Below are 24,458 nucleotides of genomic sequence, written 5' to 3' on the forward strand. Positions count from 1 at the left end.
CCCCTGCTGCTCACGCCAGCCCCAGCGCGAACACGGCGAACCCGGCTGCGAGCAGCCCCGCCAGCGCCCGGCGCCCCCGGCTCACCCGCTCCCACGGTGACTCGAAGCCCCGGGCATAGCGGCCTATCAGGACGAGCAGCGTCGCGAACAGCGGCAGCCATGCGAGGCGGATCGCTATCCAGGCCAGCGTGTCCGGGGCCGTGGTGAGGCCAGGTATCGCGCCGGCGAAGGAGCCGGGTATCGCCGCCGCGAGCAGTGCCGTCTGGTGCCAGCACAGGATGGTCATGGCCGACAGGTTGATAACCACGACCGGTGCCCACAGGGCCGGGCGACGCAGCAGCCTGCCGAGGCGGTCCCGTATGAGTATCGCCGCGCCGCTCTGTGCGGCCGCGAGGGCGAGGACCAACAGCGACGGCGGGTGCGAGTTCGTCCGCGCCTCGCCCGGCACCCCGACCATCGACGCCGGGTAGTGGAAGAGCAGCAACAGGGCGGCGAACAGAGCCGTTCCGCCCATGAGCAGTGCCCAGGCTCCCCGCCTTCCGAGCTTCTTCTCGCCCCAGCAGACCCCGAGTTGATACGCGAACATCCAGCCCGGAAGGAGATTGAGCAGGCTCAGCCACGAGGGCATCGCCGAGGAGAAGGGGCCGTACCGGAGGAAGTCGACGACGGCGACCGATCCGATCAGCGGGACCGCGGACCAGGCGCCGAGCCGGTGCGCAGCCTTGACGCACCACGGTGTGAGCGCGGTGATCACCGTGTAGATGCCGACGAACCACAGGGGCTGTATCACCAGGGTGGAACCTGTGCGCAAGGTCGCCATCGGCACTCCGAAGGCGAACAGCAAGGGGGCCATCGCGGCCCACACCGCGGTGACGCCGAGCACCGGCCGGCCCAGACGGGCGAGCCTGCCGCGCAACCAGCCGGTCGTCGATGTGCCGCGCTCTCGCGCCCGCCGGAACGACAGGACCGACGCGTAGCCACCCACGAGGAAGAAGACCCCGAGCATCTGCAACACCCAACTGAGGGGCGCGAAGAAGCCGAAGCTGCTCAGCGGGCTGGCGTTGTGCAGAGCGCCCTGCGGGTCGAGCGTGAAGCCTGCGAGCAGCCAGTGCCCGGTGGGCACGGCGAGCAGGGCCAACGCCCGCAGCCCGTCCACCGCCCGATCCCGGTGGGCCGGGGTCTTCGTGTCGATCGACGTGATCGCCGAGGACAGGGAAGCGCGGAGAGAGGTGGCGGTCATGACGCAGCTCCGGTGGCGATGTCGGCGAAGGCGCGCAGCGAGTCCGTGCCCGGCGCGAAGTAGCCCGTATGTCCCTGTGCTCGTTCGGCAGGCACCCGGCGGGCTCCGAAGGAGGCGTCCGTCGGGTCGGTGCCGTGCCCCAGGCCGAACAGCTCGACGTTCGGCACCTTGCCGATCCAGTCGCTGTCGTCCTTGGCCGCCCACACCCTGGCGCGGGTGTGCAGCTCGGCCGCCGTATCGGCATGCAGTCCGGGCGAACCGAGGGCCACGAGGTTCGCTGCGGGGAGCCGGGGCGCGGCGAGACCGCACACCACCGATCCGTAGCTGTGGCAGAAGACGGTCGGCTTCGGGGCGCCCGCCGCGGTGAGACCCTGCACGAGGCGGGCCAGCCTGGGGGCTCCCGCCTCGGCCAGCCGGCCCGTGGCCGCGTCCGGGCCGAGACCCACCGGAGTGGTGTATCCGACCCACGCCACTACGGCCGTCCGCCCGCCCGTCGCCCGGTGCAGTGAGCGCGCCATCCCGGTCGGCGTCCCGTACACATCCTTGGTCCGGTCGAACGTGGCCAGATCGATGTCCGAACCCGGCACGATCACGGAGACATGCCGAGCCGCCTCCAAGTCCCCGTAGACCTCCGCGATCTGGCCACGCCCGCGGGGGTCGAAGGCGAGTATCCGGCGGTCCTGCGCGAGCAGTTGGCTACAGCGGTCGGCGAGCGCACGAGCCGAGGTCCGCTGCCGCTCGGTGAGCGTGTGGTCCTTGGCTGCGGTGCGGGCCCGGGTCTGCTCCGCCCTCAGCGACAGCTCGTTCGCCTCGTAGCGCAGGAAGACCGGGGCGCCGTCCAGATTGCCGACGACCGACGGGTGCCGAGCGGCCAGCTCTTGCTGTTCCACCGCGCTCAACCCGCGGAAGAAGGCGGCGACTTGCGAGGGCCGGGCGGTCGCCGGATCAGGCAGTGCGCGCCCCAGCGACTCGTCCGCACGCCACGAAGCGGTGCCCGGGGGAGGGCCGGTGAGCGGGCGCTGTTCCTGGCCCGATGCCCAGCCCGCCGTGCCGGACACGGCGATCGCCGTGAGCGCGGCGGCTGCGACGGCGCGACGGCCGCGTTTCTTCCAAGAGCTCAGGCCCATCGCCCGTCTCCCCTTCGTCCAGTGGTGTGACGAGGGGAAGGTAGGAGGACGAACGCGGTCGGGACGTCACACCGCGGAGCCAACTAGCCGTTGATACCTGGGTACTCCCGACTGATACCGCAGTAGGGGGTCGGCTGCGTCGGACGCGTCCGACGCCTCAGGGGCGGGGGTTCACTGGCCGCCGGGCGCGACGAGGCCCGATTCGTACGCGAAGATCACGGCCTGCGCGCGGTCGCGCAGGTTCAACTTCGCCAGCACCCGGCCGATGTGGGTCTTCACCGTCTGCTCCGCCAGCACCAGCTTCTCGGCGATCTCCTGGTTGGACAGCCCGCGCGCGATCAGCTCGAGGACCTCGGACTCACGCGGCGTCAGGCCCTTCAGCAGCGACGAGTGCCTCTTGCCCTGGACGGGGCGGGTCTTGACGAAGTCCGCGATGAGGCGCTTGGTGACCGTCGGCGCGAGCAGGGCCTCACCGGTCGCGATCACCCGCACCGCGGCGATCAGATCGGCCGGCGGCGCGTCCTTGAGCAGAAACCCGGACGCGCCCGCCCGCAGCGCCGCGTACACATAGTCGTCGACGTCGAATGTCGTGAGCATCAGCACCTTCGGCCGGTGCACCACGCCGGGCGGCGGGTCGAGCAGTTCCTGAGTGGCGGCCAGGCCGTCCATCTCGGGCATCCGCACATCCATGAGGACGACATCGGGATGCGTGGAGCGGCTCACCTGGACGCCTGCCCTGCCGTCCGGGGCCTCGCCCACGACGTCGATGTCGCTCTGCGCGTTCAGCAGCGCGGCGAAGCCCGCCCGCACCATGCTCTGGTCGTCGACGATGATCACGCGAATGGTCATGCGTGCCCAATTCCTTTATGCCGTCGGGGAGTCGGGCACGGTCAACGGGAGCCGGGCCGCGACGCGGAAACTTCCGTCGGGCAGCGGGCCCACGTCCAGCGTGCCGCCGACCAACCGTACGCGCTCGTTCATCCCTATCAGCCCGTGTCCGGTGCCGGCGCTCGATTCGACGGGCGAGACCGGTTCCGCCGCCGGACCGTTGACCACGACCACCAGCAGGGCGTCGTCGTCGAGGCCGATCGAGACCTGGGTCCGTGCGCCCGGGGCGTGCCGCACCACGTTCGCCAGAGCCTCCTGCACGATGCGGTACGCGGAGAGGTCCACCGCCGGGGGCACCTGGGCCAGCTCCTCGACGAGCGTCAGCTCCGGAAGGGACAGATCGGCCGGCACTCCGCCCCGGACGGTCGCCTCGACCAGCTGGCGCAGGTGCGCGAGGCCGGGCTGCGGCACCAGGTCGCCCTGCGCCTCCTCGCTGCGCAGGACCGCGAGGAGGCGCCGCATCTCGGTCAGCGACGCGCGCGCACCCGCGGCGATCGACTCGAATTCCTCGCGCGCCTCACCGGGCAGGTCCTCCAGACGGTAGGGCGCGGAGTCGGCCTGCACGGTGATCACCGACATGTGGTGGGCGACGACGTCGTGCAGCTCGCGCGCGATCCTGGCCCGCTCCTCGAGCAGTGTCCTGCGGGTCCGCTCGGCCTCGCTGATCGTCTCCTGCGCGACGAGCTTGCGTCTGGTCTCGCCGCGCTCCCGCAGCAGGGCCCCCAGGAGCAGCACCCCACCGCTCAGGACGATGAGGAGCACTCCCGTGTCCTGGCTGGTGCTGTCGCGGAAGATGCCGACTGCGATGCTGGCGGCGACGGTGACCAGCCAGATGTTGACGAGAGTGCGACGGCTCTCCCGCAGGGCCAGCGCGATGCACAGCACCAGGTACGCGACGATCACCATGGGTGTCCACGGCGACGGCCGGTGCGCGTCCCCCTGGAAGAGCGGGATCGTGCCCAGCACGGCCGCGGTGATCATGATGTACCAGGCGGCCAGCGGCCGGCTCACCGCGAGGACCAGGGGAGCGGACTGCGCCACGCCGATCGCTGCGGCGAGACCACCGCCGACCCCGTAGTCGTTCGCCAGGACCTGGGTCGTGACCGGGATCAGCGACGCGGTGAAGCCCAGCGCGATCAGATAGGGCAGCAGCCGCATCCACCGGCGGGGCGCGTGCGCCAGCAGGGGCTCCGACCGGTCGTCGCCCAGGGCCGCGGTCAGCGTCGCCCCGGCCGAGGACAGCCGGTCGCCCAGCCGACGCACCGCCGCGGGCATCCGCCGAGAGCCCTCCCGGCCGGAGCCTCTGTCCGGCGGGCGGGGCGGTTTCTCGGGGGATGTCGGTGCGCTGCTCATGGCCAGATCAGCGTAGACACCAGGACCCGATCGCGCCGTCATACCGGAGTGCTCAACCGCACCCCCTACCCCGGGATGAGACCCCGGTGTGAGACCCCGGTATCAGCCCCGGTACGGGGTCACAACTCGGCCAGCAGCTCCGCCTTCTTCGACGTGAACTCGGCATCGGTCACCAGGCCCGCCTGATGCAGTTCGCCCAGGTGCCGGATGCGGTCGGCGATGTCCGCTGGGTCGCGCCTTCCGGGCCCCGTCGACTCGGTGCACAGCGCGCTGCCCTGCGGCGGCGCGGGGCCGGACGCGCGCACGGCCGCCAGCACCGAGGCGGCGAACGGCAGTGACTCGTGCACCGGGCCGTAGCCGAGGCCGAAGACGACCGCTGCGGGATCCTGGTCGGCCTGTCCCGGCTGCTCCCCGGAGGCGTCACGGGGCAGCAGGCGCAGATGGCCCTCGAAGAGTTCGGGGGAGCGCCATTCGACGCCGCTCAGGTCCGAGACCGGGAATCTCTTGTCCCCGGCCTTCCATTTCGCGGAGGACGCCCCGGTCCAGAACCAGCGGAAGGCCACCGAGTCCCCGTCGAAGGTGGCCTTCCCGTCGTAGGCCTTGAACTGGCGGGGTGCCTCGGGCGGGGCCACCAGGTAGCTCTCCGGACGCACGTCCTCGTGGTCGGAGAGCTTCGCCCGCAGCTCGTCCGCGTAGTACTCGCCGAGCGTCTCCCGCTCGGCGGGCAGCACGAGGCGGTACGGGTCGCTGCCCTCCTTGAGCTGGCCCGCGGCAGCGTCCATCAAGGGGTCGGCGCCCGGCCGCGGGACCGCGTGCAGCACGACGGTCCCGCGTTTTCCAGGCGTCAGGGACACCGCCGCGACCGCTTCCAGAGGGATGCGGCGTTCGCCGAGCGCCTGAAGGAGCTTCGGCGTGCGGATCCCCCGTTCGAAGCGGATGAGCACGGAGTCGGACTCGAACTCCCAGGCGGCATGAAAACCGGCCAGTACGTCACCCATGTGGCTCATCGTAGGCGGAGCGCGCGTCTCCGTCGCCTGTCGTGGCAGACCGCGGGTTCACCACTTTCTACGCGCGTCAGGCGGAGACGTTCCCGGAGAAACCGTCCAGACAGCCCTGACCTCCGCCGGCGCAGTGCACTGTCTTGTACGCGCCGGTGCCGATGTCGGCGAAGTTGGCGAGGCTCTCGGTGCCCGGCACGAAGTAGCCGGTGTGGCCCTGTGAGTCCCCTGCCGCCATGACGCGCGCGCCGAAGGCGGAGGAGACGGGGTCGGCCCCGTGACCGAGTCCACCCACCTCCATGTAGGGGATGTCCTGGATCCAGTCGTCCCTGTCGCGGGTGGCCCACACGCGCGCGTGCGTGTTGAGGCCGGCCGCGCTCTGGGCGCGCATCCCGGGACTGCCCGCCACCGCGATGTCACTGACCCGCTCCGGCATACGGTGCGCCGCGACGCCGCACACCACCGAGCCGTAGCTGTGGCAGTACAGGGCGACGGAGGACCGGCCGGGCAGGCCGCGCAGCATGGCGTTGAGCCGCACCGCCCCGTCCTCGGCGCGCATCGCCGTCGCGGCGTCCACCCCCAGGCCGGCCGGCGCGGTGTAGTCGGCCCACGCGACGACCGCGGTACGTGTGTGCGGGCTGGCGTCGCGCTCGGCGCCGTACAGGGAGCGCGCCATGCCCACGGGCGCCGAGTACTGGCGGGACGTGCGCTCGAAGGTGAGCACGTTCGTGTCGACTCCTGGCACCACGACGGACACCCGCTGGGCCTTGTCGAGGTCACCGAAGACCTCGGCGACCCGGCCGGCGCCCAAGGGGTCGAAGGAGAGGATCTTGCGGTCGGGCTTCGCCAGCGACGCGAACCTGTTCATGCGCTTCTTCGCGTCGGCGTGACCGACGGACGACAGCCTGTTGTCGTACATGCGTTTGTGCTCGACCTGGCGGGCCTGGTCGAGCGCGACGCGGTTGGCGCGATAACGCAGCTCTACGGGGGCACCGTTCATGTTGCCGACCGCGAGCGGATACCGAGCAGCGAGCTCGCCGCGCTGGTGCGCGCTCAGCGAGCCGAAGAAATGCGCGAGGCGGGAGGGGGAGCCGTCGTGCGCGGGCAGTGCATGTCCGTTTATCCGGCCGTGCTCCCAAGCGGTGAGCGCGGTCTGGAGCGGCGATGTGACGCCTCGCTGATGACGCACCGCGGTCCAGCCGGTGGTGGCCAGCATGACGAACACGACGACCAGCGCAAGCAGTGCGCGCCAGACGTTGAGTTGGGGAGAGGTATCGAAGGAAGTCACTGCGGGACACCCTAGGAGAAGCGCACGCGGCACCGTGAATGAGGTGAGGCGGATCACGTTTCCCGTGGTGTATTTGGGTAGAACCGGACACTGGTGCAGTGAAGGCCTCACGCTACGTAGGGGTGGAAAACGCCCTGCGCGCGCGTAGGTGCGACCCACCTCACTCCGCGGCGCTCGTGCCGATCAGCCCTGGTCGTGGCGCCATTGGCCGGCCAGGGACGGTCTCAAGTGGTCGAGATACGACTCGGTGAGCGCACGGATCGATTCGATGCTCATGTCCGGCCCGGCGCCCCACAGGCGTCCGGTCATCCGCATGACGCCACTGAACGCGGCGACGGCCACGCGTGGGCGCGGGTCGACGTCCACGTCGAGTCCCTCGCGTTCGGCGACCACGCGCGCGAGTTCCTCTTCCAATTCGATGGAGCGGCGCAGATGGACGGCGAGCAGGGAGGGGGTGGATTCGATCATCTGATAGGTGCGCATGTGGAGTTCGAGCGGGATGAGCTCCTCCACGACGCGGCTCATCGCGCCCCACGTGCCGAGCACGGTCCGCCGCAGCGCCTCGAACGGGCTTTCCCCCGAGGGGCGTTCGCGCAGCGCGGCGACGAAGCGGGACTCCACCGTCTGCTGCACCGCGAGCGCGACGTCCTCCTTGCTCGCGAAGTACCGGAAGAACGTGCGCTGGGACACCTCGCAGACCTCGGCGATCTCGTCGACGGTCGTCCGGTCGAACCCCTGGGTCGTGAAGAGCTCAAGTGCGGTGCGCAACAGGGAGTTTCGTGTGCGTTGCTTCTTGAGTTCACGCAGGTTGATTCGATCCGTCATGGTCCTCATTCTTGCCGTTTGTGCAGCTCACCATAGTGTGAGCGACGTGACAGTCACTGACTTGTTAAATGCTTCGTCAACTGTCAGTGACTGTCATTAGCCTCGAACACATGACTAGTCAGACCACTGTCGACAAGGCGGACCGGGTTCCGGAGCCCGAGCACGTCCCGACACCGGCCAAGGGGTTGCGCGGTCACCCCTGGTTGACACTTTTCTCCGTCGCTATCGGCGTCATGATGGTCGCCCTCGACGGCACCATCGTCGCCATCGCCAACCCGACTATTAAGAAGGACCTCGGTGCGACCTTCGCCGACGTCCAGTGGATCACCAACGGCTACTTCCTCGCCCTCGCGGTCACACTGATCACCGCGGGCAAGCTCGGTGACCGATTCGGTCACCGGCAGACCTTCCTCATCGGTGTCGTCGGCTTCGCCGCCGCGTCGGGGGCCATCGGCCTGTCCGACAGCATCGCCCTCGTCATCACCTTCCGCGTGCTCCAGGGCCTGTTCGGGGCACTCCTGATGCCCGCCGCGCTCGGCCTGCTGCGCGCCACGTTCCCCGCCGAGAAGCTGAACATGGCGATCGGCATCTGGGGCATGGTCATCGGCGCCTCGACCGCCGGCGGCCCGATCGTCGGCGGACTGCTCGTCGAGCACGTCAGCTGGCAGTCGGTCTTCTTCATCAACGTCCCCATCGGCGTTCTCGCCCTGGTCCTGGGGCTCTTCATCCTCGTGGACCACCGTGCGGAGAACGCGCCGCGGTCCTTCGACGTCCTCGGCATCGTGCTGCTGTCCGGCGCGATGTTCTGCCTGGTCTGGGCGCTCATCAAGGCGCCGACCTGGGGCTGGGGCGACGGCATGACCTGGACGTTCATAGCCGCGTCCGTGCTGTGCTTCGTGGTGTTCGCGCTCTGGGAGACCAAGGTCGCCGAACCGCTCATCCCGCTCGCCCTGTTCCGTTCCGTGCCGTTGTCGGCCGGTGTGGTGCTGATGGTGCTCATGGCCATCGCGTTCATGGGCGGCCTGTTCTTCGTCACGTTCTACCTCCAGAACGTGCACGGCATGAGCCCCGTCGAGAGCGGCATGCACCTGCTTCCGCTGACCGGCATGATGATCGTCGGCTCCCCGCTGGCGGGAGCGATGATCACGAAGGTCGGGCCCCGCATCCCGCTGGCCGGCGGCATGACGCTCACCGCCGTGGCCATGTACGGGATGTCCACGCTGGAGCCGGGGACGGGCAGCGGGGTCATGTCCCTCTGGTTCGCCCTGCTCGGCCTGGGTCTCGCCCCCGTGATGGTCGGAGCGACGGAAGTCATCGTGGGCAATGCCCCGTTGGAGCTCTCCGGCGTGGCGGGCGGTCTCCAGCAGGCCGCGATGCAGATCGGCGGGAGCCTCGGCACCGCCGTGCTCGGTGCCGTCATGGCGTCCAAGGTCGACAGCGATCTCGCCGGGAACTGGACGGGCGCCGGGCTCCCGCCGCTGACGCACGGCCAGTTGGGCCAGGCGTCGGAGGCGGTCCAGGTCGGTGTCGCACCGGTGCCCCCGGGCGCCCCGCCGGCGCTCGCCGCGAAGATCACGGGCGTCGCGCAGGACACCTTCATGTCGGGCATGAGCATGGCCTGCCTGGTCGCCGCGGGTGTCGCCGTCGTCGCCATCCTCGTCGCGCTGCTGACCAAGCGCGGTGAGAACGCGGAGGCGGGCGCGGGCGCGGCGCACATCTGACGGCCGGCCACCGGCCGGCCCGGATCGCGCGTAACCGCCCTTGTGCCGCGCGAAACCGCTCGTGCGAGGGAAGCCCCCGGGAACTCTCCGGGGGCTTTCGCTTATCAGGGTGACGTCCCTCGGCAGCCCTTCCCGGAACCGGATCCTCTGGGCCAGAGTGGCTGGCACGCGATCAGTCGCGAACGCAACTGGTCGACACGACACGGGGGTTGAAGCACATGCGTACATTCATGACCACGGCTGCCGCCGCCACCGCACTCGCCGCGGTGGCACTCGCTCCGGGCCTCGCCACCGCGGCGGCGCCACCGACCCTGGGCGACTGCGCGGCGGGAGAGCTGTGCCTCTGGGGCAAGAGCGGGTTCAAGGGGTCCCGGCACGCCTATGAACTGGCCGACATCGGCATCGAGAGCTGCATCGCGCTGCCGGAGGGGAGCAGCGCGGCGTCCCTCGCCAATCGCACCGGCCGTCCCGTCACCACATACCAGTCCGCGGTGTGCGCGGAGACGGGCGAGTTCCAGACCTACCCCGGCAGCGGGACGTGGGAGCCCGAATCCCCTTACCGCGTGCGGGCGTTCAAGGTCTGGGAGCAATAGGCCCTGCCGGGGATCGCGGAGTTCCGCGCGCGATAGACCGCGGCAAGCGGGGTACCCGAAGCATCGCCCGAGTCCGGAACAACCCGGAAAACTCAGGGAGTGATGATGGCGGGCTTCGGACACACCACGCGCAAGCACCCCCGCTCACGTGGCCGCACTCGGTCACGGACCGGGCCGGACCGCGCGTCGCTCGGAATCATCGGCCTCATCTGCGCGATCGTCGGCTTCTTCGCCCTGAGGATCGTGCTCGGACCGGCCGCCGTCGTCTGCGGTTGGCTGGCCATGGGCCGGCGCTGGACCGGCACACAGTCGGTTCCGGCACTCGTCGCGGTCGTGCTCGGCGCGATCGACACCCTGCTCGCGGTGGTCTGGCTGGTGTCGGCGGCCGGGCCGTTCGCGGGTGGAGCGTTCTGAGCGCGAACCATGACATGCCGGAGGGCGGCGAGGCCGAAGCTCTCGCCGCCCTCCGCTCGGTCAGCGGGGCCGCCATCGGTGCCGGCCGTCGGGCCGGTACCGGTCAGGCAGGCATCGCTCAGGCGTCGCCCCCGGCCGCGCCGGGATCGGCGGCCGAGACATCGAGCAGCTGGTAGCGGTCGATCGCCTGCTTGAGGACCGAGCGGTCGACCTTGCCCTCCCGGGCCAGCTCCGTGAGCACCCCGACCACAACCGATTGGGCATCGATGTGGAAGAAGCGACGCGCGGCGCCCCGGGTGTCCGCGAAACCGAAACCGTCCGCACCCAGCGACTGGTAAGTGCCGGGCACCCAGCGCGCGATCTGGTCGGGGACCGAGCGCATCCAGTCGGAGACCGCGACGAACGGACCCTCCGTCCCGGACAGCTTCTGCGTGACGTAGGGCGTGCGCTGCTCCTCGTCCGGGTGCAGCAGGTTGTGGCGCTCCACCTCCACCGCCTCGCGGCGGAGCTCGTTCCACGACGTCGCGGACCAGACGTCGGCCCGTACGTTCCACTCGTCGGCGAGGATCTGCTGGGCCTCCATCGCCCACGGGACGCCGACACCCGAGGCCAGGATCTGGGCCGGGATCGAGCCCGAAGTCCCGGTGCTGATGCGGTGGATGCCCTTGAGGATGCCCTCGACGTCGACATCGGCCGGTTCGGCGGGGTGCTGGATCGGCTCGTTGTAGACGGTGAGGTAGTAGAAGACGTCCTCGCCCGCCTTGCCGTCGGCCGTCGGGCCGTACATCCGGCGCAGGCCCTCCTTGACGATGTACGCGATCTCGTATGCGTACGCCGGGTCGTAGGCGACGCAGGCGGGGTTCGTCGACGCGAGCAGCTGCGAGTGGCCGTCCGCGTGCTGGAGGCCTTCGCCGGTCAGCGTCGTGCGGCCTGCGGTCGCGCCGAGGACGAAGCCGCGCGCCAGCTGGTCGCCCATCTGCCAGAACTGGTCGCCGGTGCGCTGGAAACCGAACATCGAGTAGAAGACGTAGACCGGGATCAGCGGCTCGCCGTGGGTCGCGTAGGCAGAACCCGCGGCGATCAGAGAGGCCGTGCAGCCGGCCTCCGAGATGCCGTCGTGCAGCATCTGGCCGGTCGCCGACTCCTTGTAGGCGAGCAGGAGTTCACGGTCGACGGACTCGTACTGCTGGCCGAGCGGGTTGTAGATCTTCGCGCTCGGAAAGAACGAGTCCATGCCGAAGGTGCGGTACTCGTCGGGGGCGATCAGCACGAAGCGCTTACCGATCTCCTTGTCCCGCATCAGATCCTTGAGCAGCCGGACGAAGGCCATCGTGGTGGCGATCGACTGCTGTCCGGAGCCCTTCTTGACGCCCGCGTACGCCTTGTCGTCCGGGAGCTGGAGCGGCTTCGCGCGCACGACGCGGGTCGGGACGTACCCGTCCAGCGCCTTGCGGCGGTCGTGCATGTACTGGATCTCCTCGGAGTCCCGGCCGGGGTGGTAGTACGGCGGGGCGCCGGACTCCAGCTGGGCGTCGGTGATCGGGATGTGCAGCCGGTCGCGGAAGCCCTTGAGGTCGTCGACCGTCAGCTTCTTCATCTGGTGCGTGGCGTTGCGGCCCTCGAAGTTCGGACCGAGGGTCCAGCCCTTGACCGTCTGCGCGAGGATCACCGTCGGCTGACCCTTGTGCTCCCGGGCCGCCTGGAACGCGGCGTAGATCTTCTTGTGGTCGTGGCCGCCGCGGCCCAGGTGCTGGATCTCCTTGTCGGACATGTTCTCGACCATCGCGCGCAGGCGGTGGTCGTCGCCGAAGAAGTGCTCCCGGATGTAGTCGCCGGTCTCCGTGGCGTACGTCTGGAACTGGCCGTCGGGCGTCGTGTTCAGCCGGTTGACCAGGACGCCGTCCCGGTCCCGCGCGAGCAGCGGGTCCCAACTGCGGTCCCAGACCAGCTTGATGACGTTCCAGCCGGCGCCGCGGAACTGGGACTCGAGCTCCTGGATGATCTTGCCGTTGCCGCGCACGGGGCCGTCGAGGCGCTGCAGGTTGCAGTTGACGACGAAGGTGAGGTTGTCGAGACCCTCGCGGGCGGCGATGGACAGCTGGCCGAGCGACTCGGGCTCGTCCATCTCGCCGTCGCCGAGGAAGGCCCACACCTGCGACTTGGAGGTGTCGGCGATGCCGCGGGCCTCCATGTAGCGGTTCATCCGGGCCTGGAAGATCGCGCCGAGCGGGCCGAGGCCCATGGAGACGGTGGGGAACTCCCAGAAGTCCGGCATGAGGCGCGGGTGCGGGTACGAGGAAAGACCGTTGGGCGCCTTCGACTTCTCCTGGCGGAAGCCGTCGAGCTGCTCCTCGCTGAGCCGGTCGAGCAGATAGGCGCGGGCGTAGATGCCCGGCGACGCGTGGCCCTGGAAGAAGACCTGGTCGCCGCCGTCGCCCTCGTCCTTGCCGCGGAAGAAGTGGTTGAAGCCCACGTCGTACAGGGACGCGGAGGAGGCGAAGGTGGCGATGTGGCCGCCGACGCCGATGCCGGGCCGCTGGGCCCTGGACACCATCACCGCCGCGTTCCACCGCGTTGCGTTGAGGACCTTGCGCTCGATGTCCTCGTTGCCCGGGAAGAAGGGCTCGTCCTTGGTGGCGATCGTGTTGATGTAGTCCGTGCTGCGCATCTCGGGCACGGCCACGCGCTTCTCGCGGGCCCGCTCGATCAGCCGGAGCATCAGATACCGGGCCCGCTCGCGGCCGCGCTCGTCGATTGCGGCGTCAAGGGAGTCGAGCCACTCCTGGGTCTCTTCGGGATCGAAGTCCGGGACCTGGCTGGGGAGACCGCCAATGATGATCGGGTTGCGATCGGATCCGGAAACCACGCTGTTCCTTCACTGTCGGTGATGCCACTGTTCCACTGTCGGGTACGCCGTTGTCCATCGTGTACCTCGAATTCGGAATCGTCATCTCTACCGAGAGGTAATTCGAGGTCCGGTACGCATCCCACCAGCCGCGGCGCTCAAACCGCCACGATACGCCGATTTCGCTCAGGTGTTCCGTGGGGGCCGCAGGACCCCGGTCGCCCTCCGTGCTCGGGCAGTGACGGGCAAAGCTGACAGATCGCTGTGGCATACATCACTGGCCAGCGGGGATCCTTGACAGGAGTTGCGGTGACACGGCCTGGAAAGTCACCGTTTCGGCGGTCTTGACGGCCGGGTACTTGCGCGATCCGTCGCGCACGTGTGGACTACGGCCAATGCTTCGCGCGTACGCGAGGCTGTAGACAACTTCGTAAACACGATCAGGAGGCAATCCGTGAGCGCGACCGCGGACCACGCGGAAACGAACCTTGCCGTGAGGCTTGGTTTCCAGACCGACCAGGTGGTCCAGGAGATCGGCTACGACGACGACGTCGATCAGGAGCTCCGAGAGACCATCGAGGCGGCCATCGGCTCCGAGCTCGTCGACGAGGACTACGACGACGTGGCTGACGCCGTGGTGCTCTGGTTCCGGGATGACGACGGGGACCTTACTGATGCGCTGGTGGACGCCATCGCTTACATGGAGGAGGGCGGCTCCATCCTGCTTCTGACGCCGAAGACCGGCCGCGACGGATACGTCGAGGCCAGCGAGATCGGCGAGGCCGCCACCACGGCGGGCCTGACCGCGAGCAAGAGCGTCAGCGCGGGTAAGGACTGGACCGCAAGCCGTCTGGCAACGCCGAAGGCAGCCGCCAAGAAGCGATAGCAGTCCCGGCGGAACGAGAAACCGCCGTGAGGGCCCCCGCAGGTGCGCCACAGCGCCCGCGGGGGCCCTCACGCGTGACCGCACATCCCGCACCCACCTGCGCGGCGGCGCCCGCGCGCGGCCAACTAGGCTGAAGCCACCCGAACAGCCCCACGGAAGGGAAGCTTCACCATGGCGATCGAGGCCGGCACCAAGGCTCCGGAGATCGAGCTCAAGAACCAGCACGGTGAGACCGTGAAGCTCTCGGACTTCCGGGGCGAGAAGAACGTGGTGCTGCTCTTCTACCCGTTCGCCTTCACCGGCGTGTGCACCGGGGAACTGTGCGCGCTGCGCGACGAGCTGCCGAAGTTCGTCAACGACGACGTGCAGCTGCTCGCCGTGTCGAACGACTCCCCGTTCTCGCTGCGCGTCTTCGCCGAGCAGGAGGGCCTGGAGTACCCGCTCCTGAGCGACTTCTGGCCGCACGGCGAGGCCTCGCGCGCGTACGGCGTCTTCGACGAGGAGAAGGGCTGCGCGGTGCGCGGCACCTTCATCATCGACAAGGAGGGCGTGGTCCGCTGGACCGTCGTCAACGGCCTGCCGGACGCGCGTGACCTGAACGAGTACATCAAGGCGATCGACGCCCTGTAGTCGTTCCTCCGACGGACGACACCCTGCGGGATCCCTCGCCGGGGCGGGAACCCGTAACTAGGATCCAGACGTTGATCCGATACCAGAGCAGCACGGGGGCTCCCCGCCCCTAGAGACCATAGGGAGGATTCGTGGGAGTCAGCCTCAGCAAGGGCGGCAACGTATCGCTGAGCAAGGAGGCCCCTGGCCTCACGGCCGTGGTCGTGGGCCTTGGGTGGGACGTCCGTACCACCACGGGTACGGACTTCGACCTCGACGCCAGCGCCATCCTGACGAACGCCGAGGGCAAGGTCCGCAACGACCAGGACTTCGTGTTCTTCAACAACCTGAAGAGCGCGGACGGCTCGGTCGAGCACACCGGTGACAACACCACCGGTGAGGGCGAGGGCGACGACGAGCAGGTCAAGGTCGACCTCGCGTCGGTCCCCGCCGATGTCGACAAGATCGTGTTCCCGGTGTCGATCTACGACGCCGAGAACCGCCAGCAGTCGTTCGGCCAGGTGCGCAACGCGTTCATCCGCGTCGTGAACCAGGCGGGCGGCACGGAGATCGCCCGTTACGACCTCTCCGAGGACGCCTCGACGGAGACCGCCATGGTCTTCGGCGAGCTGTACCGCAACGGGGCGGAGTGGAAGTTCCGCGCCGTGGGCCAGGGCTACGCCTCGGGTCTGCGTGGCATCGCGCAGGACTTCGGCGTCAACGTCTGAGCCGAAGCACCGCAGCACGTTCATCCCGTCCGGCGCCGCACACCCAGTGCGGCGCCGGACGCCCTCGACAGCACCACCACACCTCGGGGAGGATCACGATCATGGGCGTCACGCTCGCCAAGGGAGGCAATGTCTCCCTCTCCAAGGCCGCACCGAACCTCACACAGATCCTGGTCGGGCTCGGTTGGGACGCGCGCTCCACCACCGGAGCCGACTTCGACCTCGACGCCAGCGCGCTGCTGTGCAGCGGCGGCCGGGTGATGGGCGACGAGTGGTTCATCTTCTACAACCAGCTCAAGAGCCCCGACGGCTCGGTCGAACACACCGGGGACAACCTCACCGGCGAGGGTGAGGGCGACGACGAGTCGATCCTGGTGGACCTCTCCAAGGTGCCGGCCGACTGCGACAAGATCATTTTCCCGGTCTCCATCCATGACGCGGACAACCGGAGCCAGACCTTCGGTCAGGTCAGCAACGCGTTCATCCGCGTCGTGAACCAGGCGGACGGCCAGGAACTCGCCCGTTATGACCTCTCTGAGGACGCCTCCACCGAAACTGCCATGATCTTTGGTGAGGTGTACCGATACGGAGGAGAGTGGAAGTTCCGGGCGGTCGGCCAGGGGTACGCGTCCGGGCTTCGGGGCATCGCTCTAGACTTCGGGGTCAATGTTTCGTAAAGCCGTGCGCGGAGCGGGGGAGCCCCGTACAACCAGCACGGGGAAACCCGTTCACATGATGGGGTAGCCAGTGGTTCTGAAAACCTTCGGCTGGTCGTTCGCGATCACCGTGCTCGGCTTGATCGCCGCAGTGTTCTACGGCGGATGGCAGGCCTTCGGCGTCGTCGCGATCCTCGCGATCATGGAGGTCTCGCTCTCCTTCGACAACGCGGTGGTCAACGCCGGAATCCTGAAGAAGATGAATGCCTTCTGGCAGAAGATCTTCCTCACGATCGGCGTGGTCATCGCCGTCTTCGGCATGCGGCTCATCTTCCCCGTCGTGATCGTCGCCATCAGCGCCAAGCTGGGGCCGGTCGAGGCGGTCGACCTCGCGTTCAACCAGCCCGACCGCTACCAGCAGCTGGTCACGGACGCGCACCCGTCCATCGCTGCCTTCGGCGGCATGTTCCTGCTGATGATCTTCCTCGACTTCATCTTCGAGGAGCGCGACATCAAGTGGCTGGGCTGGCTGGAGCGCCCGCTGGCCAAGCTCGGCAAGGTCGACATGCTGTCGGTCTGCATCGCCCTGATCGTGCTGCTCGTCGCCTCCCTGACCGTCGCGCTCAACGCGCACCAACATGGCGGCGTACATGTGGACAAGCAGGCGACCGTCCTGCTCGCGGGAGTCGCCGGTCTCGTCACGTACCTCATCGTGAACGGTCTCTCCAGCTTCTTCGAGCACCGCATCGAGGAAGAGGAGGAGCGTGAGCACGAGGAGGAGGAGCGCGCAAAGCGCGAGGGCAAGCAGCAGTCCGCGGTGCTGCTCGCCGGCAAGGCCGCGTTCTTCATGTTCCTCTACCTCGAGGTCCTGGACGCGTCCTTCTCCTTCGACGGCGTCATCAGCGCCTTCGCCATCACCAACGACATCGTGATGATGGCGCTCGGCCTCGGTATCGGCGCCATGTACGTCCGTTCGCTCACGGTCTACCTGGTACGCCAGGGCACCCTGGACGACTACGTGTACCTGGAGCACGGTGCGCACTACGCGATCGGCGCGCTCGCCGCGATCCTCCTGGTCACCATCCAGTACGAGGTCAGCGAGCTCATCACGGGTCTGGTCGGCGTCTTCCTGATCGCCTGGTCCTTCCTGTCCTCGGTGCGGCGCAACAAGCGCCTCGCGGCGGCGGAGGGCGACTCGGGGAGCCAGGACAAGACCGAGGTGTCATCAGGAGTCTGATTCACGGGTTTGACCCCTGGGGCATTCCTGGAACGCTGTGAGCGGGGCGGTTGTACGAGGACAAGTCCTCAACGGCCGCCCCGTCGGCATGTATACGGCGGCACTTGGGGGCGGTATGTCCTTCTGGGACAGGCTATGGCGCGGCAACTCCGCGCAGTTCGAGTTCGATTCGGGCAGCGCGGCGACCAACGCCATCGAACTCACCAAGCGGCATCCGGTCGTCTCGCTCTCCAAACAGGGCGCGGCCACCGGCAATCTCCGGATCAACCTGTCGTGGCGGATGCGCACTTCGGACATCGGCGGTCCCAAGCGGAACAGCCTGATGCGGCATCCGTTCAGCATGTTCAAGCCCGATGTGGTGCAGGCACACACCCAGTCGATGGTCAATGTGGACCTCGACCTCGGCTGCCTGTACGAGCTGAAGAGCGGCGAGAAGGGCGTCGTACAGCCGCTCGGCAGTTTCTTCGGGGCGCTCAACGAGGCGCCGTACGTGAAGCTCAGCGGCGACGACCGGTTCGGCTCGGCGTCCGGTGAGACGGTCTACGTCAATCTCGATCACCGCGACGACATCAAGCGCCTGCTGGTGTTCGTCTACATCTACGACCAGACGCCGGCGTTCGACCGTACGCACGCCCATGTGACGCTCTACCCGAGCAACGGCCCCAGGATCGAGATCAGCCTCGACGAGCGGGCGCCGCAGGCCCGTTCGTGCGCCGTGGTCTCCATCGAGAACGTGAAGGGCGACCTCGTCGTGCGACGCGAGGTGCGCTTCGTGTACGGGTTCCAGGCCGAGCTCGACCGGCTGTACGGCTGGGGCCTGCAGTGGGGGCGCGGCTACAAGTCCGTCACTGGCCGATGAACTGCGGCCCCTGCGGCGGGAGTTTGAAGGCCGGGTCGGGCCACGCCGACACCGGCTGCGGGTACCCGTAGGCGGGCGGCTGCTGCTGGGTGGTGGCCGCGGGCGGATAGCCGTACGAGGGCGGCTGCTGGGGCGGCAGCGGGAAAGACGCCGCCGCGACCGGCGCGGCCTCGGGCATCGGTCCTGGGGCCGCGAGGGGCGGCGCGGGCTCGGAGGCCGGAGCGGGCGTGAGGGGCGGGCGCGTGACCGGAGCGGTCTCGGCCTCGGGCTCGGAGACGGGAACGCCCTCGGGCTCGGCGGATTCGTCGACGGAGATGCCGAAGTCCGTGGCGAGGCCCACCAGGCCGTCGGAGTAGCCCTCGCCGACCGCCCGCAGCCGCCAGCCGTCGCCGCGGCGGTACAGCTCGCCGCAGATCAGCGCGGTCTCGGCGCCGGTCTCCGGCTTGATGTCGAAGTACGCGATCGGCTCGGCGGCCTCGGACCCGGCGTCGTACAGGGACAGCTTCAGCGAGCGCACGGTCTCGAAGGGGGTGGCGTCCGGGTCGGTGGAGGCCGTCACGAGGATCCGGGTGATCTCCGCGGGGACACCCGAGAGGTCCGCCTGGACGGTGTCCGTCATGCCGTCGGCGACGCGCTTCTGGCCGAGCCGCCAGACCTTCCCCGAGGGGTGGCGCGGCTGGTTGTAGAAGACGAAGTCCTCGTCGGAGCGGACCTGCCCGTCCGCCGAGAGCAGCAGCGCCGAGGCGTCGACGGTCGGCACGCCCTGCCCCGGAGACCAATGGAGCACGGCGCGCACCGCTGTGGCGTCGAGCGGGACGTTGGCCCCCTTGAGCATCGCGTGCGTCATGCGGTCATCCTGCCTCCCCGCTCCTGGCCGGGACAACGCGGGGTGCAAAGATCGACATCTCTGTGCGCGGGCAGCGCGCGGCGGGTGCGAGGCCGGAAACAGCGCGGGACATGCGCCGGTTACCAGAACTTCATGACGGACGGGAACCTTTGACACACCCTTGTACGTACTATTACCGGCCACATCATTTCGGGTGGTCCGGCAGTACGGGGGAGTCTTATGCGTCATTTCGGGCACATCGCCCCTGAGGTGCGGGAACGTCTGTTCCACGAGGAGCCGCGGGACTTCACCGCGGGCTCCCCGCCCCGCATGCTCGCGGCGGCCCTCGGGGCGACGCTCTACAGTCCGGCGACCCGGCCGCAGCTCGCGGACGACGTGCTCAAGCAGGCCGGACGCGGCGTCGTCTCCATGGTGCTGTGCCTGGAGGACTCGATACACGACGGCGAGGTGCCGGGCGCCGAGGAGAACCTCGTGCGGCAGTTCGCCGACCTCGCGCGCAGGATCGCCGAGGGCGCCGAGCCGCCCCTGCTCTTCATCCGGGTACGGGACCCCGAGCAGATCACCGATCTCGTCGCGCGGCTCGGCGACTCCGTGGATCTGCTGTCCGGATTCGTGCTGCCGAAGTTCACCGAGGAGCGGGGAGTTCCGTTCCTGGAGGCCCTCACCGCCGCCGAGGCGGCCTCCGGGCGGCGGCTTTTCGCCATGCCGGTCCTGGAGTCGCCCGACCTGCTGCACCTGGAGACGCGCGGCGAGACACTGGCCGGCATCGCCCGCACCGTCGACAAGTACCGCGACCGCGTCCTCGCGCTGCGCCTCGGCGTCACCGACTTCTGCTCGGCGTACGGGCTGCGCAGGCCGGCGGACATGACGGCGTACGACGTCCAGATCGTGGCCTCCGTCATCGGTGACGTGGTCAACCTGCTGGGCCGGGCGGACGGCACGGGGTTCACGGTGACCGGACCCGTCTGGGAGTACTTCCGCCACCAGGAGCGCATGTTCAAGCCGCAGCTGCGCCGCAGCCCCTTCCTGGAGGGCCGGGCCGACGACCTGCGCCAGGCGCTCATCCAGCACGACATGGACGGACTGCTGCGCGAGATCGAGCTGGACCGGGCCAACGGCCTGTTGGGCAAGACCTGTATCCACCCCACGCACGTGCTGCCCGTGCACGCGCTCTCCGTGGTCAGCCACGAGGAGTACAGCGACGCCTGCGACATACTGCGGCCCGGGCGGGGCGGCGGCGGTGTGCTCCGGTCGGCGTACACGAACAAGATGAACGAGGTGAAGCCGCACCGCGCGTGGGCGGAGCGGACGTTGCGGCGCGCGGAGGCGTTCGGGGTGGCGCGCGAGGACGTGGGGTTCGTGGAGCTGCTGACGGCCGGGTTGCCGGGATGAGCGACGAGATGAGCGACGAGGACGGTCGGGCTTTCGGGGTGCGTGAATTCGGGGTGCGTGAACGGACGAGAGGCAGCGGGAACGTGGTGTGGTCAGGGGAGTGGGTCGCCGAGCGGCTCGGGGTCGGGCTGACGGGTGACCGGGAGCTGCCCGGACTGCTGGGGCTCGCGCTGCGCCGCAACCCCAAGAGAGCGCACCTGCTGGTGTCGAACGTCCTGGGCAAGCATGTCCCACAGAGCCCCTCGGTGGTGTGGGGCTCGGGCCGCGAACTCGGCGTACGGGTACGAGAGCTGCTGGGCGACGACGCGGCGCGCCGCGCGGTCGTCCTCGGCTACGCGGAGACCGCGACGGGGCTCGGGCACTCGGTGGCCGACGGTCTCGCCCTCGCGCCCTATCTGCACTCCACACGCAGGCCCGTCGAGGGCGTGGCCAGCGCGGGCGGCTTCGAGGAGTCCCACTCGCACGCCACCTCGCACCTGCTGCTGCCCGAGGACCCGCGGCTACTCGCGGGGGACGGCCCGCTGGTCCTCGTCGACGACGAGTTCTCCACGGGGAACACGGTCCTGAACACCATCCGGGCGCTGCACGAGCTGCACGCGCGCCGGCACTACGTGATCGTCGCGCTCGTCGACATGCGCTCGCCCGGCGACCAGGGGCGGCTCGAGGAGTTCGCGTGCGAGATGGGGGCGCGGGTCGACCTGGTGGTCGCGGCGCGCGGCACGGTGGAGCTGCCGGACGGGGTGCTCGAGAAGGGGCAGGTGCTCGTCGCTGCGCACGAGGGCGGGCAGCTGCCCACGCCCCGCAGGGAGCGCGCCGAGCTCATACGCCTCGACGACCTCGGCTGGCCGCGGGACGTCCCGGACGGAGGGCGGCACGGATTCACGCCGCGGCACCGGGAGCGCCTCGAAGCGGCGCTGCCCGGGATGGCCGCGCGCCTCGCGCCGCACCTCGGCGAGGGACGCGTACTCGTCCTCGGCAACGAGGAGTTGATGTACGCGCCGCTGCGCCTCGCCACCGAGCTGGAGGCGGCGGGCGCCGACGTCGCGTACTCCACCACGACGCGCTCGCCCGTCCTCGCCGTCGACGACCCCGGCTACGCGATCCGCAGCCGCCTCGTCTTCCCGGCGCACGACGCTCCGGCGGACGGGTCGGGGGAGCGGTTCGCGTACAACGTCGCGGGGGGCGGCTTCGACACGGTCGTCGTCGTGCTCGACTCGGTGGGCGACACGGCCGAACTCGAAGGGCCCGGCGGGCTGTTGGAGCGGGTCGCCGAGCACGCTTCGCGGGTGGTCGTGGCCGTGGTGCCCTCGTACGTTCCTCAGGAAAGGTCCCCCATGCCGTTGCCCGAGCCGCTGCGCGGCCCCGCGTTCTCCTCGTACGCGCCGGACGAGGTGGGGTGGCTGCTCCAGGATCTCTCGGACGTGCAGCTGGAGGCGCCCACCGAGGAGCGCGAGGAGGCCATTCAGGGCGGCGGCGCGCACTACGCGGAGTCGCTGCCGGTCGAGTACCAGCCCAGCGCCCAGTACCAGGAGCTGTTCCACGCGGCTCTTGAGGCGTCGGCAGGACGAATAGCCCACGCGGTGGGCGTCGTCACCGAGACGGTGCTCGCCGAGCGCTCGCCGCGCCCGGTCCTGGTGTCGCTCGCGCGCGCCGGGACGCCGGTGGGCGTGCTGATGCGGCGCTGGGCGCAGCGGCGGCACGGCCTGGAGCTGCCGCACTACGCGGTGTCCATCGTGCGCGGCCGGGGCATCGACGCGAACGCGCTGCGCTGGCTCGCCGCGCACCACGATCCGGCGGACGTGGTGTTCGTGGACGGGTGGACCGGCAAGGGCGCCATCACGCGGGAACTCGCGGCGGCCGTCCGGGAGTTCGAGGAGTCGGGTGGTCCGCGCGGCTTCGATCCGGAGATCGCCGTGCTCGCCGATCCGGGTTCGTGCGTGCGCACGTACGGGACGCGGGAGGACTTTCTCATCCCCTCGGCGTGCCTCAACTCCACGGTGTCCGGGCTGATTTCGCGGACCGTGCTGCGGTCCGACCTGGTCGGGCCGGACGACTTCCACGGCGCGAAGTTCTACTTCGAGCTGGCCGGTTCGGATGTCTCCGGGCGGTTCCTCGACGCGGTGGAGGAGCAGTTCGCGGAGGTCGCCGAGGCGGTCGACGCCGAGGTCAAGGAGTTGCAGGGGGCCGACCGGGCGCCCACGTGGGAGGGCTGGGCGGCCGTCGAGCGGATCAGCGAGGAGTACGGGATCCACGACGTGAACCTGGTGAAGCCCGGGGTCGGCGAGACGACGCGGGTGCTGCTGCGGCGGGTGCCGTGGAAGATCCTGGCGCGGGCCGATGCCGGGGCGGACCTCGACCATGTGCGGTTGCTGGCCGAGCAGCGGGGGGTGCCGGTCGAGGTGGTGGCCGAACTGCCGTACAGCTGCGTGGGGTTGATCCACCCGAAGTTCACGCGCGGGGCGACGGGGACGGACGGCAGGGCGGTGGCGGCCAAGTGACCACCACGACCGTCGTCGCGAGCGATCTCGACCGTACGCTCATCTACTCCGCCGGCGCGCTCGGCCTGACCGTGCCGGACGCGGAGGCGCCGCGGCTGCTCTGCGTCGAGGTGTACGAGGGCAGACCCCTGTCGTACGTCACCGAGGACGCGGCCGAGCTCCTGGTCGAGCTGGGGCGGCGTGCGGTGTTCGTGCCGACGACCACGCGGACGCGGGAGCAGTACGGGCGGGTGCGGTTGCCGGGGGCGGCGCCGACGTATGCGATCTGTGCGAACGGGGGGCACCTCCTGGTCGACGGGGTGTCGGATCCGGAGTGGCGGCGCGCGGTGGGGGAGCGGCTGGACTCGGAGTGCGCGCCGCTCGGCGAGGTGCGGGAGCGGATGGTCGGTGCGGCGGATCCGGCGTGGCTGCTGAAGGAGCGGGTCGCGGAGGACCTGTTCGCGTATCTGGTCGTCGACCGGGCGGCGCTGCCGGAGGGGTGGGTCAAGGAGCTCGGGGAGTGGGCCGACGGGGTCGGCTGGGGTGTGTCGTTGCAGGGGCGGAAGGTGTACGCCGTGCCGAAGCCGTTGACCAAGGGGGCGGCGGTTTCGGAGGTCGCGCGGAGGGTCGGGGCCGGGGTGACGCTGGGGGCGGGGGACTCGTTGCTGGACGCGGATCTGCTCCGCGTGGTGGACCGGGGGTGGCGGCCGGGGCACGGGGAGCTGGCGGATGTCGGGTGGGTGTCGCCCGGGGTGACGGTGTTGGCTGAACGTGGGGTCATGGCGGGGGAGGCGGTGTTGCGGGGGTTCCTCGGCTCGCTGTGAGCCCGCCGCGGTGCCGGTTCCCGGGGCCTGGTCGTGGCCGGGGCCGTCGTCCCTGTTTCGTGGCACCGTGCTTTCACCGTGCCGTGGCAGGGGCCGCCTTCCTTGTTGCGCGGCACCGGGGCGCCGCCTTGCCCACCCTGCCGCCCAAGGCAGCAGATTGCCCAAGGCGGTGGGGGCCGACCGTCATGGGCGGGTAGCCGTGGTGGCGGCGGGTTGCCCGAGGCGGTGGGGGCGGGGTTGGCCGTGACGGGTGGGGTGCCGTGGCGGTGGCAGGTCGCCGGTTGTGGGTGCGGTACCCCCGTGAGGCCGACGCCCCCGGAGGGGGCGGGTGGGCATATCAAGCCCCTGCGGCGATTGAGCAGCGGGGGACGGGGCGGAGCCCCTAGGGCTTGTCGTTTGGATCAGGCCGGGCTCGCGGGGCCTGGTGCGCACGCTCGCGGCGTTGCCGAAAAGCCCGAGTAGCTCCGCTACTAGGTCTTTCCGGCGCCTTGCGATCGCACGCACCAGACGCCGCGGCGCCGCCCTCCGGGCGACGACGGGAGATTGAAGACAGGCCCTAGGTCGTGTCCGCAAAGTCATGGCAGCCAGAGTCGTAGGCAGGCGATGGTGACCATGGCTTTGTAGTGGAGGGCGCGTTTGTCGTAGCGGGTG

General features: G+C 69.7%; 21 protein-coding genes. 12 read left to right on the forward strand and 9 right to left on the reverse strand.

Features of this window, described 5'->3' with window-relative positions:
* Positions 1 to 10 precede the first annotated feature (10 nt).
* The 7 genes from ACIA8D_RS18110 to ACIA8D_RS18140 all read right to left on the reverse strand — a co-directional run bounded on the left by ACIA8D_RS18110 (position 11) and on the right by ACIA8D_RS18140 (position 7,719).
* Positions 11 to 1,240 carry an acyltransferase gene (locus tag ACIA8D_RS18110; RefSeq protein WP_399233208.1) on the reverse strand — a complete coding sequence of 410 codons (1,230 nt, stop codon included), beginning with the start codon at positions 1,238 to 1,240 and terminating at the stop codon, positions 11 to 13.
* On the reverse strand, positions 1,237 to 2,367 hold the full coding sequence (locus ACIA8D_RS18115; protein WP_399233210.1) for an alpha/beta hydrolase: 1,131 nt from the start codon (positions 2,365 to 2,367) through the stop codon (positions 1,237 to 1,239). The genes ACIA8D_RS18110 and ACIA8D_RS18115 overlap by 4 nt, the downstream gene beginning before the upstream one ends.
* Positions 2,368 to 2,538: 171 nt before the next feature.
* The gene (locus tag ACIA8D_RS18120) at positions 2,539 to 3,216 is read right to left on the reverse strand and encodes a response regulator (RefSeq protein ID WP_399233212.1); all 678 of its coding nucleotides are present in this window, start codon (positions 3,214 to 3,216) and stop codon (positions 2,539 to 2,541) included.
* Positions 3,217 to 3,231: 15 nt separating this feature from the next.
* The gene (locus ACIA8D_RS18125; RefSeq protein WP_399233214.1) at positions 3,232 to 4,608 is read right to left on the reverse strand and encodes a sensor histidine kinase; all 1,377 of its coding nucleotides are present in this window, start codon (positions 4,606 to 4,608) and stop codon (positions 3,232 to 3,234) included.
* A 119-nt stretch (positions 4,609 to 4,727) separates the two neighbouring features.
* A complete protein-coding gene (locus ACIA8D_RS18130) occupies positions 4,728 to 5,606 on the reverse strand; it encodes a DUF4429 domain-containing protein (RefSeq protein ID WP_399233216.1) in 879 nt (292 codons plus the stop codon).
* A 76-nt stretch (positions 5,607 to 5,682) separates the two neighbouring features.
* Positions 5,683 to 6,894, reverse strand: a complete 1,212-nt coding sequence (locus ACIA8D_RS18135) for an alpha/beta hydrolase (RefSeq protein WP_399233218.1) — start codon at positions 6,892 to 6,894, stop codon at positions 5,683 to 5,685.
* A 183-nt stretch (positions 6,895 to 7,077) separates the two neighbouring features.
* Entirely contained in the window at positions 7,078 to 7,719 is a 642-nt protein-coding gene (locus tag ACIA8D_RS18140) for a TetR/AcrR family transcriptional regulator (protein ID WP_399233220.1), read from the reverse strand.
* Positions 7,720 to 7,829: 110 nt separating this feature from the next.
* On the opposite strand from ACIA8D_RS18140, the gene ACIA8D_RS18145 reads away from it, so the two are divergent.
* From ACIA8D_RS18145 to ACIA8D_RS18155, 3 genes are all read left to right on the forward strand, one after another.
* Positions 7,830 to 9,440 (forward strand): MFS transporter, encoded by a 1,611-nt coding sequence (locus ACIA8D_RS18145; RefSeq protein WP_399233221.1) that lies wholly within the window; start codon positions 7,830 to 7,832, stop codon positions 9,438 to 9,440.
* A 218-nt stretch (positions 9,441 to 9,658) separates the two neighbouring features.
* Entirely contained in the window at positions 9,659 to 10,033 is a 375-nt protein-coding gene (locus tag ACIA8D_RS18150) for a peptidase inhibitor family I36 protein (RefSeq protein ID WP_399233222.1), read from the forward strand.
* A 105-nt stretch (positions 10,034 to 10,138) separates the two neighbouring features.
* Entirely contained in the window at positions 10,139 to 10,447 is a 309-nt protein-coding gene (locus tag ACIA8D_RS18155) for a small hydrophobic protein (RefSeq protein ID WP_399233224.1), read from the forward strand.
* Positions 10,448 to 10,565: 118 nt separating this feature from the next.
* Here ACIA8D_RS18155 and aceE read toward each other — a convergent pair whose 3' ends face one another.
* Positions 10,566 to 13,313: a pyruvate dehydrogenase (acetyl-transferring), homodimeric type gene (gene aceE / locus ACIA8D_RS18160; protein WP_399233227.1), complete on the reverse strand. Its 2,748-nt coding sequence runs from the start codon at positions 13,311 to 13,313 to the stop codon at positions 10,566 to 10,568.
* Positions 13,314 to 13,746: 433 nt separating this feature from the next.
* Here aceE and ACIA8D_RS18165 point away from each other — a divergent pair, with 433 nt between their 5' ends.
* The 6 genes from ACIA8D_RS18165 to ACIA8D_RS18190 all read left to right on the forward strand — a co-directional run bounded on the left by ACIA8D_RS18165 (position 13,747) and on the right by ACIA8D_RS18190 (position 18,267).
* Positions 13,747 to 14,178, forward strand: a complete 432-nt coding sequence (locus ACIA8D_RS18165) for a DUF3052 domain-containing protein (protein WP_266720038.1) — start codon at positions 13,747 to 13,749, stop codon at positions 14,176 to 14,178.
* A 171-nt stretch (positions 14,179 to 14,349) separates the two neighbouring features.
* The gene (locus ACIA8D_RS18170) at positions 14,350 to 14,808 is read left to right on the forward strand and encodes a peroxiredoxin (protein WP_399233229.1); all 459 of its coding nucleotides are present in this window, start codon (positions 14,350 to 14,352) and stop codon (positions 14,806 to 14,808) included.
* Positions 14,809 to 14,939: 131 nt separating this feature from the next.
* Positions 14,940 to 15,515 carry a TerD family protein gene (locus ACIA8D_RS18175; protein ID WP_399233230.1) on the forward strand — a complete coding sequence of 192 codons (576 nt, stop codon included), beginning with the start codon at positions 14,940 to 14,942 and terminating at the stop codon, positions 15,513 to 15,515.
* Between the two features lie 101 nt (positions 15,516 to 15,616).
* The gene (locus ACIA8D_RS18180) at positions 15,617 to 16,192 is read left to right on the forward strand and encodes a TerD family protein (RefSeq protein ID WP_399233232.1); all 576 of its coding nucleotides are present in this window, start codon (positions 15,617 to 15,619) and stop codon (positions 16,190 to 16,192) included.
* Positions 16,193 to 16,262: 70 nt separating this feature from the next.
* Positions 16,263 to 17,408: a DUF475 domain-containing protein gene (locus ACIA8D_RS18185; RefSeq protein ID WP_399233234.1), complete on the forward strand. Its 1,146-nt coding sequence runs from the start codon at positions 16,263 to 16,265 to the stop codon at positions 17,406 to 17,408.
* Between the two features lie 115 nt (positions 17,409 to 17,523).
* The gene (locus tag ACIA8D_RS18190; protein ID WP_399233235.1) at positions 17,524 to 18,267 is read left to right on the forward strand and encodes a Tellurium resistance; all 744 of its coding nucleotides are present in this window, start codon (positions 17,524 to 17,526) and stop codon (positions 18,265 to 18,267) included.
* Here ACIA8D_RS18190 and ACIA8D_RS18195 read toward each other — a convergent pair.
* Positions 18,254 to 19,114: a TerD family protein gene (locus tag ACIA8D_RS18195; RefSeq protein WP_399233237.1), complete on the reverse strand. Its 861-nt coding sequence runs from the start codon at positions 19,112 to 19,114 to the stop codon at positions 18,254 to 18,256. The two genes, ACIA8D_RS18190 and ACIA8D_RS18195, sit on opposite strands and share 14 nt — an antisense overlap.
* A 219-nt stretch (positions 19,115 to 19,333) precedes the next feature.
* Here ACIA8D_RS18195 and ACIA8D_RS18200 point away from each other — a divergent pair, with 219 nt between their 5' ends.
* The 3 genes from ACIA8D_RS18200 to ACIA8D_RS18210 are packed head-to-tail and all read left to right on the forward strand — an operon-like array spanning position 19,334 to position 23,807.
* Positions 19,334 to 20,506, forward strand: coding sequence for an HpcH/HpaI aldolase/citrate lyase family protein (locus ACIA8D_RS18200; RefSeq protein WP_399233239.1), 1,173 nt, complete (start codon positions 19,334 to 19,336; stop codon positions 20,504 to 20,506).
* Positions 20,503 to 23,004 carry a phosphoribosyltransferase gene (locus tag ACIA8D_RS18205; RefSeq protein ID WP_399233242.1) on the forward strand — a complete coding sequence of 834 codons (2,502 nt, stop codon included), beginning with the start codon at positions 20,503 to 20,505 and terminating at the stop codon, positions 23,002 to 23,004. Before ACIA8D_RS18200 ends, ACIA8D_RS18205 begins: the two co-directional genes overlap by 4 nt.
* Positions 23,001 to 23,807: an HAD family hydrolase gene (locus ACIA8D_RS18210; protein WP_399233244.1), complete on the forward strand. Its 807-nt coding sequence runs from the start codon at positions 23,001 to 23,003 to the stop codon at positions 23,805 to 23,807. Before ACIA8D_RS18205 ends, ACIA8D_RS18210 begins: the two co-directional genes overlap by 4 nt.
* Positions 23,808 to 24,458: the final 651 nt, after the last annotated feature.

It is taken from the genome of Streptomyces sp. NPDC051684 (assembly GCF_044453445.1).
Classification (GTDB): Bacteria; Actinomycetota; Actinomycetes; order Streptomycetales; family Streptomycetaceae; genus Streptomyces.